This window comes from Francisella sp. 19S2-4 (assembly GCF_036281795.1).
In the GTDB taxonomy this organism is placed as follows: domain Bacteria; phylum Pseudomonadota; class Gammaproteobacteria; order Francisellales; family Francisellaceae; genus Francisella.
The window spans coordinates 56,180-68,735 of sequence record NZ_JAWUZH010000003.1; the positions used below are offsets into that span (position 1 = coordinate 56,180).

The following is a 12,556-nucleotide window of genomic DNA, read 5'->3' on the forward strand; positions in this document are numbered from 1 at the left end:
ATTAAAAGATACATTAAGTCATTAATTTATCTTTTTTGAAAAACTTAAATGAATAAATTCAAGAACTCTTATGCTTATGACATTTTAATTTTATTAGTAATTTATGCTATATATTTTATTATATTTCTTGGCCATAGACACTTAAGTATCCCAGATGAGGGACGTTACCCTGAAATTGCTAGAGAAATGCTTAGCTCCGGTAATTGGGTTACCCCTTTTATCAATGGAGTACCTTTTCTAGATAAACCTCCTCTTTATTACTGGCTAGAAGCTACTTCTATGCATTTCTTTGGCGTAAATGCTTGGGCTATTCGCCTACCTCAAGCACTTTTTGGCATATTAGGCTGTATATCAATATACTCATTTGGTAGATATTTTTACTCACGTTTTGCCGGACTATTAGCCAGTTTCATTTTAGCTGCGAATGTCCTATATTTCTTTGAATCTCATTATGCGAATATGGATCTTATAGTTGCAAACCTACTTTGGACAGCATTCTTTTTATGTTTAGTTAGCTTAAAACAACAAATAGGCTGTAAAAAAAGATTCTTCATGTATGCTGCATACTTTGTCTCGGCATTAGCATTTTTAACTAAAGGATTAATGGCTATAGCATTCCCATGTATGACTATCTTTGTATGGATGCTTGTAACAAATAACTGGCATAGAATAAAAGAGCTATATATCCCTACTGGGGCAATTATATTTGTAATTATAGTAACTCCATGGCTAATTTTAGCTCAACAACAAAATCCCGATTTCTTATATTTCTTCTTTTACTTCCAACAATTTTATCGTTTTGTCGGCAGTGGTTTTAATAACACTATTGGACCATGGTTTTATTTTGTAATTATTTTAGCTGTATTTTTACCATTTAGTGTATTACTACTTAATCGCTTACCTAAAGGTTTTAAAACTATTTGGCAAAATAGAAAACAAGACCATACTACATTCTTAATTGCTCTATGGTGCTTACTTATACTAATATTCTTCTCAATTCCAAATTCAAAAATTGTAAGCTATATATTGCCTATTTTTGGACCATTATCACTTCTAATGGCACTATCATTTGAAAAAATAATTAAAGAGCATGATAAAATACAATCTTTAAAAAAAATGCATATAATAGCTAGCATAATATTCTTACTTGCAGCTATTGGTATACTAATTTTCTCTGTTATAAGACACTTATCCTTAGATGTACAAACACCTTTAATTTATACAATTTTAGTAATTATATGTGCTCTACTAATATCTTATAGTTTAAGATCATCTCTAAAAAATCAATTTAAAAAAGCTATAATAATAATAACTTCTTCTTTGATGTTACTAAATATTTTAGGACAACTTTTAATTCCTTACTTTGATCTTAGAACTTCCGAGCCTTTAGTAGCAAAAGTAATAAAAGACTCTCCTAAAGATACTATATTTGTTTACTATAATAGACCTCAGCCGAAACACTTTATATTAAAAGAAGAGATAAAGAAAAAAGGCTATGAAGAGGATTTGCCTCTGTTATTAAATGATAATATCTATATAGTTTATAATTGGAAAACTTATAAACCAGAAATTGATAACTGGGCAAGAGAATTTCATTATGGTATCCAACAATACCAACAGTCACATAATGGTGAATGGCCAAAGTATTTAATAACCTACCCTCAATTTGGTGAACTTCTAAAAACTAAAAAAGATATTGTTATTTTTACAAAAGAAAAACAATTACAACAAATTAAAGAAAAATATCCAAATATAGATTTTCAAATTAAAGGAAGATACAACAAGAATGTTGTAGTAAAAGTAGTTAAAAATTAACTTTTAAGTAGCATCTCAAATAATTATAGGAAGCTCATTTTGAGCTTCTCATATAATACTATAAAGTCAGCTCTACACTAAAAACATACTCTAAATTAGCTTTACATTGATCAATAATCTATTTAAAAATACTTATAAGTTCTCTATATTTATGCTTTAACCTCATCTAAGTAGTGTTTATTAACAAAAAACTTTATAATATTAGCTTTCAAGATTAAATTAACCAGCTACTTTTACAGCAAGCTATTCATAAAATTAAAAAGAGAAAACTTAATAGGATTAAGAAAAAAGTTTATTCAGAACAATTAAATATTTCGACTCTCATCCTCATCAATAATATATTTAGGACGATTTTTTGCCTCATCGAATATACGGCTTATATACTCGCCTAAAACACCTAAAGAAATAAGCTGAACACCACTAAAAAACATAATACTCACAACAATAGTTGGCCAACCACTAACACCAATACCAAAAAGTATATTATCTAAAATAATATATAAACCATACGCTAATGCAAATACGGAAATTATCATCCCCATAAGAGATATCATTCTAAGAGGAACAGCTGAAAATGAGAAAATACCAGTAAATGCTAGCTTGAAAAGCTTTTTATATCCCCATCTACTCGGTGTCTCATCTTTTCTATCAGCAACCTGAAATGGTATAGCATATCCTTTAAAACCTATCCAAGAAAAAAGACCTCTAATAAAACGATTATTTTCTGATAATGAATTAAAAGCTTTGATACACTGTTTATCTAATAATCTAAAATATCCCGCATTAGCTGGAATATCAACACCCATCATACTCTTACTGAACTTAAAAAATGTTTCTGATAAAAAACTTCTAGTTTTGCTTTGATCATTCCTAGTTCTTATACCATAAACATTAGAATAGCCTTCGCACCATTTCTCATAGAACTGATCTATCACTTCTATTGGATGTTGAAAATCACAATCCATAATAACAGCTGCATCAGCATCTTTAGAGGCTTCTAGTCCTGCTGTAATAGCAGCTTCTTGACCAAAGTTTCTAGAAAAACTAATAAGTTTAATATTTAACTCACCTACTAATCCCTGGATAACCTCCCTAGAATTATCCGCACTACCATCATCAACAACGACTATTTTATAGTTTGATGAGATTTCTCTGAGTTTAATAGCTAGCTCTTTTAAGAAAGATTCTATTAATGCTTCTTCATTATAAACTGGTATTACAGCGTAAAGATGGGGATTTTCAATATTTCTATTTGCCATTTTAAATACAAAATATATTAAGTCTTAATAGATGCTATTATAACTATGAAAGTATAAAATATATACTAGTAACCATAATATTCATGATTTTAAGAAGTTTTGTTATGTCTAAAAAAATAATAATTTGCGCCGATGATTTTGGCCTAAGTGATAATGTTAATAAGGGAATTCTTCACTTATTGGAGAAAAAAATCATTAATGCTACAAGTTGTATGTCGAACATGCCTGCATTAAAATATGGAATTACTAATTTAAAAAATATTTATAACGATTCTATTCACGTTGGAATACATCTAAATCTAACAGAAGGAACTCCTTTTACAAAAGCTACCTCTATAAGTAAGAATAAAGAATTTTTACCATTATCTAAACTACTTGCTAAATCAAAGCTTAGATTAATAAAATACTCTGATGTTTATAATGAATTAAAAGCTCAAATAGATAATTTCATAGGTTTGTGGGGCGATTTACCTGATTTTATTGATGGGCATCAGCATGTACATCACTTCCCTATTATCCGAAAAGTTGTAATAAATTTATATAAAGATTTTGATATGTTTAAAAAACAAACTTATATACGTTCAACGCTTAATATGGATAAATCAGATTTTAAATCACTCATAATATACCGTAGTGGTGCCAAAAAATTCAACAATCTTCTAGTAGATAATAACATTAAGCATAATACCAGTTTTTCTGGAATATACTCTCTTGAAAGTAACAAAGCAGATTTTAGAGAAATTATATTAAAAGCTTATAAAGAAATTAAAGATGGAGGAATAATAATGTGTCATCCAGCTATAGATATTGATGAAAAAGATCCTATAGCAAAATCTAGGATTAATGAATTTAAATATTTTCAGTCACAACAAGCTATAAAAGATCAAAAAGATAATAATATAAAATTATAAGATTTTGATACTATTTAACTTTTTTATATACATATCTAGGATTTATTGTATCTGCTAAAAGTTTATTCTCAAAATCAACTCTAACCAAGATACCCAATGTATAACACATTATTAATAAACTACTACCACCATAACTTATTAATGGCAAAGTTAAACCCTTAGTTGGTAATAGTCCTGTATTTACACCCACATTGACAAATACCTGAAAACTAATCCAAAAACCTATCCCATATGCTAAAAAGGCTTGATAATATCTTTTCAATTCAAAGGCTAATTTAGCTATATTTATAGCTTTTATAGCAATAAATAAATATACCAAGAGTAAAATCATTAGCCCAACAACACCTATTTCTTCAGCTATGACAGAAGTAATAAAATCAGTATGTGCCTCTGGTAAGAAAAATTGTTTTTGTATCCCATTTCCTAAGCCGTCACCAAACCAACCACCTCTACCAAAACTTATAAGAGCTTGGACTAATTGATAACCTGAGCCATTTGCATTTTCCCAAGGATGTAAAAATCCAGTAATCCTATGCATCCTATATGGCGATATAATAACCAGCATTGCAGCCATCAATACCATTGCAACCAATAGTAATCCATACCAACGCACTTTATTACCAGATACAAATAACATTCCCATCACACATATCGATATTACAACTGTAGATCCAAAATCCGGTTGCATTAATAAAAGTATTGCTATACATCCCAATAAAGTTATTGGTGTAAGAATCCCCTCTTTAAAATTACTCATGTTTTTCAAGTTTGTAGCGATATAACCAGAGAAAAACATAATTGCTAAAAGCTTAGCTAACTCTGCAACCTGAATATTAATTACTAAAAGGGGTATCCAGCGCCTAGCTCCATTAACACTTTTTCCTAAACCTGGAACCAATACTGCAACTAAAACTAAAAGCATTATAAAGAAAACTGCATTATAGTTTTTCTCATAATTTTTAGTTGGCACAAGTAACGCTAACAAAAACAAAAATATTGATATAATTGCAAAAAAACCCTGTCTTATAGAATAATGATAAGGATCATTAAAATCATATAATGCATCAATCATCGATGCTGAAGTAACCATAACCCACCCAAAAGTGAGCAGTCCAAGCATTATAAAAACTATAGAAATATCTATTTCTAATCTTGCTCTTACACGCTCTCTCTTTACATTTCTCCTACTTAATAGAAGTTTTAATCTATATAGCACTGTTTATAGCTTCCTATATGTTTTTTAACTGTGAAACATAATCTTCAAAAGCTTGACCACGTTTAACATAGTTATCGAATCCATCAAAACTTGCACATGCTGGAGACAATAAAACTATTTCACTGTTTTGTGATTTTTTACTTGCTAATTCAAGAGCTTGCAACATATTATCACAAAGCTCATACTTACAAGAATCTTTAATATAGCTTTCTATATAATGCTTATCTTGACCATATATAAAAACATATTTTACATATTTTCTTAAAGACTCTGTCATAAGACTAAAGTCTCCTCCTTTAGCCACACCTCCTAACAACAATATAATATTTTTAGTATTTGTTATACTATTAAGTCCCGCTACTGTAGCTCCAACATTAGTACCTTTTGAATCATTTATATAAGTTACACCATTAACTTTTTTCACAACCTTACAACGATGTTCTAATCCTTTAAACTTTTTAATAGCATCCACAGCCTTAACTGCATCTAAACCTAATCTATCTAAGATATTTAAAACAACTATAATATTTTCTAAATTATGCTGACCAAAGAGATTTGTCTCAGTGATATCAAGTAACTTTATGGTATTTTTATATATACTTGACCTTACTATCTCATACTCTCCTGCATACTTAACACCATTATTGTGGACATCATATACAAAGAAGTCTTTAGTAAAATTTGCGAGATTCAATTTTGATTGCTTATATTGTTCAAAATTCACATATCTATCTAAATGATCCGGAGATACATTAATAACACAACCCACATCAAATTTTACAGAATGGAATGTATCTATCTGAAAGCTTGATACCTCTATAACACAATAATCAAACTTTTCACCGATTTTATTTAATGCTGGTGTACCAATATTTCCAACCAAAATACTTTTGTAACCTAACTTTCTAAATATAAAATCAAGTAGTGTCACTACAGTACTTTTACCATTTGAGCCAGTTACAGCAATAGTTTTTGCTTTTGTATTTTTAATATACTGATAAAAGATATCAATATCACTAACTATTTTATCTTTATATTTTGATAATACTTTATATGGCGACCTATTAAGAGGTATGCCAGGACTAACTGTTATTAGATCATAACTTGCTAAGTCGAAGTTTTCAAAGTCTTCTTCATTTTGAGATATATCAACTTCAAGATCAATAAAATTTGCCAAAAAGTCACAAACTGACTTTCCTGTGACACCATACCCAACCATTAATAATCTAGAAATCTTAACGTCGTTAAAATGAAAACTAAACATTATCGAACCTTAATAGCTGCTAAGCCAAGTAAAAAAAGTATCAATGATATTATCCAAAAACGTACTACTACCTTTGTTTCTGGCCAGCCTTTTAACTCAAAATGATGATGTATCGGAGCCATTCTAAAAATTCTTTTACCATTTCTAAGCTTATATGATCCTACTTGTAACATTACAGATAATGCTTCTACAACAAAAAGTAATCCCATTATAAAAAATATTAATTCTTGGCGAATCATAATAGCTATAACACCTAAAACAGCCCCTAACGTTAATGATCCAACATCTCCCATAAAGACTTCTGCAGGATATGAGTTAAACCATAAGAAAGCTAAACCAGAGCCACAAACAGCTGCGCAAAAAACAGCTACTTCAGCAAGTCCTGGATTATTTAAATAACTAAATAACAAATAATTTGCCAAATTAATATTAGTTTCTATATATGCATAGATTCCTAGACCCATTGCAACAAGAACAACAGGAACTATGGCTAAACCATCTAGACCATCTGTTAAATTAACAGCATTACTACTACCATTAATAATAAAAAATGTCAGGATTGTAAATAGTACTATTCCCATTGGAATATATAAATTTTTTGAGAATGGAATAGATAGGCTCATCTCACCATTTTTTGATAAAAGATAAAATAAAACTATCGCCAATATAATTGAAAATATTGTTTGTAATGCAAATTTATGCTTAGCTCTCAGACCTTTAGGATTTTTAAGCACTAACTTTAAATAATCATCAATAAATCCAATAGCTCCAAAAAAAACTACTACTAATATCAAGATCCATAGATATATGCTTGATAAATCACCCCATAATAATGAAGATATTACTATTGATGACAAAATCAAAACGCCTCCCATAGTTGGAGTATTCTTTTTGGAAAAATGACTTTCTGGACCATCATTTCTAACAACTTGTCCTATTTGCATCCTCTGCAACCAACGAATCATTGGCCCTCCTAAAAATAGAGTTATTAGCAAAGATGTTATGGAGATCATAATAATTCTGATAGAAATATAATTACTAAAGACTCCTAGTCCAGTAAAATAATGACTAAGCCATTTAAAAAGATAAATTAACATGTGTTTTTAAATTTAAATGAGGTGAAGATATTATAATAAATAAAGTATATTTTTCATATAGCCAATGAAACTAACTATTAGATATCTGGTTCAAACTTTTTATATTTTAAAGCAAACTCATCGTTTTCAAATTGCTCATAATTTTTAATAAAATCTTTTGCTAAAGCTTTATATTGTTTTTTATACTCTGATTTATCATCCCATATATTATTTAGATGAAAAACCTCATCATTATCATAAATACAAGTTAATGCTTTAAAATTAAAATATTTTTGCCTCTCAAACTTAAAGCCAACATTTTCTGGCTTATTCAATAGATAATCAACTATAGTTTTTGTTTCTTCTGTAGGCACTCTTCGACCTGTATTATAATCACCATCGATCCAGCCAACATTTACCATATAGATATTAGCGTTACTATGTTTTAGTCTTTGACGTAAAATACTTGCATACCTCGTCGGTCTAAGCAATAAAAAAGGTTGTGCATAACAGCTTGAAAACTCTGGCTTGGGTTCTGTAACTCCAGATTCAACGCCGATTGAAGTACAAGTATATCCAGACAAAAAATAGTAAATTGCTTGACCTTTACTTAATTTTGCAACTCTTGGAAGAATACCTTTTGCATCTTTAACAAGGAAAATTATTGTACTTGGATTGTCAGTATTTATAAGGCTACCTAAATCCTCTCGTGAGAAAGTTACATAAGTATTACTTTGTGATCTATTTTTTTGACCAAATATAATATTTTCATTCTCATCAAAATTAGGATTTTCTATTAAAAGATCTCCTTTCAAAGAATTTTCAATGCGAGGGTCATCCTTTTTAAAGCTTGCAGCTTTTATAGTTAGACCAGACTCTAAACTATATATTCCGCGCATTTCTGTCCAGGCGACTGCTTCATTGGTCACAAGAGTTTTTTGCTTATCTAAAGCCAAAGTCGTCTTTCCACTACCAGACAAACCAAAAAACATACTACTTTTTGCTTCAGCGTCAACACCAACAGCACAGTAAAAAACACCGATATCATTCAAAGATAAATAATAGCTCATGACCGAAAGGAGTACTTTATTTATTTCTGCTAAATAATATGTCCCCACAAGTATACTCTCACGTTGCTTTAAATTTGTCGCAACAACTCTAGATGAATTTAAATCAAACTCTTCATAATTATCAATTTCTGTTTCTGGAGAATGCATTACAACCCATTGAGGATCAAATGTGCTTTGTTCAAAGCTATTATTAGATATTGTTACAAGTTTAAAAAAATAAGCAGCTGAAGCTTGAGTAGTTATTAACCTAACAGCCATTTTTCTTTTATCATCATGATTATAAAAACCATCAACAACAAATAAATCTCTTGTTGAAACATCTTGACAAAGTTTTTGCTTTATCTGCTTCCAGTTTTTCCTTTTTAATCTTTTATTATCCGAGCCTTCTTCATTCCACCAGACATTCTTCTTCGCATACTTGGTTTCTACAATATACTTATCATCAGGAAGTCTTCCCTTGATGCTACCACTATCTACAACAAGTGTCTTACCTTCTCGCTGTATAAATCCGCAACTCTTCTCAGCATGTATTGCAAGTTGCTCTAAAGACAAATTTTGATATACATTTTTTGAGGTGTATAAATACTTATTATCATCTACGGTAGAAGGATCCATTAGCAAAAGTTCCCTAGCTTAATCTAAGTGTTAGCTTTTAAGTCAAAATTATATCCAGTATATACTTTTTTTTCAAAAAAATATGTTATTGTTTTATGAATAAAGTAAACTATTAGTAAATTTGATAAACTCAACTATTCTATATAAAAATCATGACTAATGAGACTAAAATAAATAAAACTAATTTTATAAAAAATATTATAAAAAAAGACTTAGAAACTAATAAAATTTCTAACATTCTAACTAGATTCCCTCCTGAACCGAATGGATACTTGCATATAGGTCATGCAAAATCTATATGCTTAAATTTTGGAATTGCCGAAGAATTTAATGGTAAATGTAACTTACGTTTTGATGATACAAATCCAGATAAAGAAGATATCGAATACATAAATGCTATTCAAGAAGATGTACAGTGGTTAGGATTTAAATGGGAAAATAAGCCCCACTTTGCTTCAGAATATTTTGATAAAATGTATGAGCTAGCTGTATTACTTATCAAAAAAGGTAAAGCTTATGTTTGTGACTTATCCGCAGAGCAAGTTAGAGAATATCGCGGCACATTAAAAGAACCTGGGAAAGACAGTCCATATAGAAATCGTTCCGTAGAAGAAAACTTAATACTATTCGAAGCAATGAAAAATGGAGAGTTTGCAGAAGGTAGCAAAACTTTAAGAGCAAAAATAGATATGTCTTCGGGTAATATAAACTTAAGAGACCCTGCTTTATATCGAATAAAATTCACAACTCATCCGAAAACTCGTGATAAATGGTGCATTTATCCAATGTACACATTTGCTCATCCATTAGAAGATGCTATTGAAGGTATTACTCATTCACTATGTACTTTAGAGTTTCAAGATCAAAGACCTTTTTACGATTGGGTAGTTTCTGAAACTGAATTCGAAACTAAGCCGCAACAGATTGAATTTTCTAGGCTTAATTTAAATTACACAATAACGAGTAAGAGAAAATTAAAATATCTAGTTGATAATAAGCTTGTTGATGGTTGGGACGATCCGCGTATGCCAACTATCAAAGGTTATCGTCGTAGAGGATATACTCCTGAATCAATTCGTAATTTCTGTGACCTAGTTGGAATATCTAAACAAGACTCAATTATTGATGTATCTGTCTTAGAAGAGTCTATACGAGATGACTTAAATAAAAATGCTCTGAGAAAAAATGCAGTGCTAGATCCGATAAAAGTTTCTATCATCGATATGCCTAACCATACTCTAGACGTTCCTAACCACCCTCAAGATCATGACTTTGGACGTCGCGATATTACAATATCTTCAGAGATTTTTATTGAAAGAGAGGATTTTGTATTTGAACTTGAAAAAGGTATGAAAAAGCTTAATCCAAATGGCAGAGTCCGCTTGATGAATGCTTATGTAATCGAGTGTCTTGATGTTATAGCTGATGAAATAGGAAATGTTACTGAGTTAAAATGTTCATACTTACCAGATACGCTAGGTGGCAAAAAGCCAGAAGATGGTATAAAACCTAATGGAATCATTCACTGGGTTGATGCTAACAACTGTTTAGATGCCGAAGTAAGAATCTATGATCGTTTATTTAATGATGAGAATCCAGGAGGTTTTGATAGTATTGAAGAAACTATAAACCCAGAATCTTTACAAATCATAAAAAATGCTAAAGTTGAAAGATCTCTTGAAAATGTAATACCTGAAGAACGTTTTCAGTTCAATAGAATCGGATACTTCATATCAGATCGTCAAGACTGTAAAAAAGATCAACTAGTATTTAATAGAACTGTAACTCTTAGAAATACTTGGGAAGTAAAAAAGTAAAATCCTCAAACTGAAAATCTAATTTTTTAGATTTTCTTAGCATTACTTCACAAATAAATTATTCCATCTTTAAACATTCTTATTTACAAACTTTCTTAATAATAAAATACTAAGACTGGTTAATACTGCTAAAACAATAAATGTATCTAAGCCATCGCACATATTTGTCTTAGCTAAGCTTAGATCGTTCTCTGCTATATAGAAGAAACTAGCTATAAATCCACCTAATTTACCCCCTATTCCCAAAGTAACTAACCAGATACCCATATATAAAGCAACAAAGCCTTTTGGCGCTATTTTTGTAATCATTGACAAGCCAATAGCCGATAAAGATAGTTCTGAAATACCTAAAATTATATAACCAAATATAATTCCATACTCTGCAACCTTAACACCTTGTGATGATGCAAGTATTGAAACTAATATAATTAAGAATGTCACAATCATTAATACAAAAGCTATATTAAATTTATCGACATCTTCTATTCTACTACCTCTTTTATCTAAATAAATCCAAAACTTACCTAAGATACTTGCAAAAAACAAAACACTTAAAGCCTCAATGCTTAAGAATTGACTTGGGTTTAATAAAGAATTATCAACTGAATATTGAGTAAACAATAATAAGCTGATAAACATTTGGAAATACAATCCCCAATATATTATTGATAACGCGAAAAATATTCCCGCCACTATTACTTTTTTAATACTAGATTTTTTTATAGAAAGAATAAGTATCACTATAGATCCAACTAAAGCAATAATTATAGAAAAATTTGCTATAATCGGCTGTTCAAAGATATAAAATAAAGCAACAATATAAACACCAAGTAACAAAGCTACTTTTATAGTTACTGATAATGTTAGCTTAAAATCTATAATATGCTTATTGAGAAATTTAAACCCTACAACAAGCATACAGAGCATACAAGCACTAACAATCATACTACTATAGAAAGGAGCTCCAAAACCATAATTATCCTTCAACAAACTAGCAATAAATAGAGCACTAAAGCTACCTAAGTTAATACCCATATAGAAAATATTAAATCCAAAATCTCTTTTTGAATCATTTAACGAGGATTGATCATAAAATCTGCCAATAAATGCCGACATATTTGATTTTATAAGGCCTGTACTTACAGAAATAAAACTTAAGCCTAAATATAGTAGGTTTTGACTTGATGAATATGCAAGTATAAAAAAACCACTAACCATAAATAATGATCCAAGTAACCCAGCACGATAATAACCTAAATATCTCTCTGCTAAAAAACCACCCAAAATAGCTGAAATATAAACCATTGAAAGAGTTGTCCCAACTAATGAAGCAGATAAATGTTGAGATATTTGAAACTTATCTATTAAGTAGAATATTAATAGCGATTGAATTATATAATAGCCATATCTTTCAGCAAACTCTGCTAATGATGTTATTGCTAAGACTTTCTTTTCTTCTTTAAGATCTTTTGAATTAAAATTTTCTTTAATCATAGTCTAGAATTATGTTACT

9 protein-coding genes are annotated in these 12,556 nt (G+C 29.8%); 3 read left to right on the plus strand and 6 right to left on the minus strand.

What is annotated here, in order from left to right; genetic code table 11:
* Positions 1 to 48: 48 nt before the first annotated feature.
* Positions 49 to 1,815, plus strand: coding sequence for an ArnT family glycosyltransferase (locus R8535_RS01250; RefSeq protein WP_329495770.1), 1,767 nt, complete (start codon positions 49 to 51; stop codon positions 1,813 to 1,815).
* A gap of 305 nt (positions 1,816 to 2,120) precedes the next feature.
* On the opposite strand, the gene R8535_RS01255 is transcribed toward R8535_RS01250, so the two are convergent.
* The gene (locus R8535_RS01255) at positions 2,121 to 3,074 is read right to left on the minus strand and encodes a glycosyltransferase family 2 protein (RefSeq protein WP_329495772.1); all 954 of its coding nucleotides are present in this window, start codon (positions 3,072 to 3,074) and stop codon (positions 2,121 to 2,123) included.
* Positions 3,075 to 3,178: 104 nt separating this feature from the next.
* Between R8535_RS01255 and R8535_RS01260 the strand changes: the two genes are divergently transcribed.
* Positions 3,179 to 3,985 (plus strand): ChbG/HpnK family deacetylase, encoded by an 807-nt coding sequence (locus R8535_RS01260; protein WP_329495774.1) that lies wholly within the window; start codon positions 3,179 to 3,181, stop codon positions 3,983 to 3,985.
* A 10-nt stretch (positions 3,986 to 3,995) separates the two neighbouring features.
* On the opposite strand, the gene ftsW is transcribed toward R8535_RS01260, so the two are convergent.
* The 4 genes from ftsW to R8535_RS01280 form a co-directional block, all read right to left on the minus strand.
* Positions 3,996 to 5,201 (minus strand): putative lipid II flippase FtsW, encoded by a 1,206-nt coding sequence (gene ftsW / locus R8535_RS01265; RefSeq protein ID WP_329495776.1) that lies wholly within the window; start codon positions 5,199 to 5,201, stop codon positions 3,996 to 3,998.
* A gap of 13 nt (positions 5,202 to 5,214) precedes the next feature.
* Positions 5,215 to 6,465, minus strand: coding sequence for a UDP-N-acetylmuramoyl-L-alanine--D-glutamate ligase (murD, locus tag R8535_RS01270; RefSeq protein WP_329495778.1), 1,251 nt, complete (start codon positions 6,463 to 6,465; stop codon positions 5,215 to 5,217).
* Positions 6,465 to 7,562 carry a phospho-N-acetylmuramoyl-pentapeptide-transferase gene (gene mraY, locus R8535_RS01275; protein ID WP_329495780.1) on the minus strand — a complete coding sequence of 366 codons (1,098 nt, stop codon included), beginning with the start codon at positions 7,560 to 7,562 and terminating at the stop codon, positions 6,465 to 6,467. The genes murD and mraY overlap by 1 nt, the downstream gene beginning before the upstream one ends.
* Positions 7,563 to 7,639: 77 nt before the next feature.
* Positions 7,640 to 9,226: a phosphoenolpyruvate carboxykinase (ATP) gene (locus R8535_RS01280; protein ID WP_329495782.1), complete on the minus strand. Its 1,587-nt coding sequence runs from the start codon at positions 9,224 to 9,226 to the stop codon at positions 7,640 to 7,642.
* Between the two features lie 152 nt (positions 9,227 to 9,378).
* Between R8535_RS01280 and R8535_RS01285 the strand changes: the two genes are divergently transcribed.
* Positions 9,379 to 11,043, plus strand: a complete 1,665-nt coding sequence (locus R8535_RS01285) for a glutamine--tRNA ligase/YqeY domain fusion protein (protein ID WP_329495784.1) — start codon at positions 9,379 to 9,381, stop codon at positions 11,041 to 11,043.
* 69 nt (positions 11,044 to 11,112) lie between these two features.
* On the opposite strand, the gene R8535_RS01290 is transcribed toward R8535_RS01285, so the two are convergent.
* The gene (locus R8535_RS01290; protein ID WP_329495786.1) at positions 11,113 to 12,537 is read right to left on the minus strand and encodes a peptide MFS transporter; all 1,425 of its coding nucleotides are present in this window, start codon (positions 12,535 to 12,537) and stop codon (positions 11,113 to 11,115) included.
* Positions 12,538 to 12,556: the final 19 nt, after the last annotated feature.

Bases quoted from the DNA above. Each gene is read 5' to 3' on its own strand.
- R8535_RS01250 (WP_329495770.1), top strand. From the start codon at position 49: ATGAATAAATTCAAGAACTCTTATGCTTATGACATTTTAATTTTATTA.
- R8535_RS01255 (WP_329495772.1), bottom strand. From the start codon at position 3,074: ATGGCAAATAGAAATATTGAAAATCCCCATCTTTACGCTGTAATACCA.
- R8535_RS01260 (WP_329495774.1), top strand. From the start codon at position 3,179: ATGTCTAAAAAAATAATAATTTGCGCCGATGATTTTGGCCTAAGTGAT.
- murD (WP_329495778.1), bottom strand. From the start codon at position 6,465: ATGTTTAGTTTTCATTTTAACGACGTTAAGATTTCTAGATTATTAATG.
- mraY (WP_329495780.1), bottom strand. From the start codon at position 7,562: ATGTTAATTTATCTTTTTAAATGGCTTAGTCATTATTTTACTGGACTA.
- R8535_RS01280 (WP_329495782.1), bottom strand. From the start codon at position 9,226: ATGGATCCTTCTACCGTAGATGATAATAAGTATTTATACACCTCAAAA.
- R8535_RS01285 (WP_329495784.1), top strand. From the start codon at position 9,379: ATGACTAATGAGACTAAAATAAATAAAACTAATTTTATAAAAAATATT.
- R8535_RS01290 (WP_329495786.1), bottom strand. From the start codon at position 12,537: ATGATTAAAGAAAATTTTAATTCAAAAGATCTTAAAGAAGAAAAGAAA.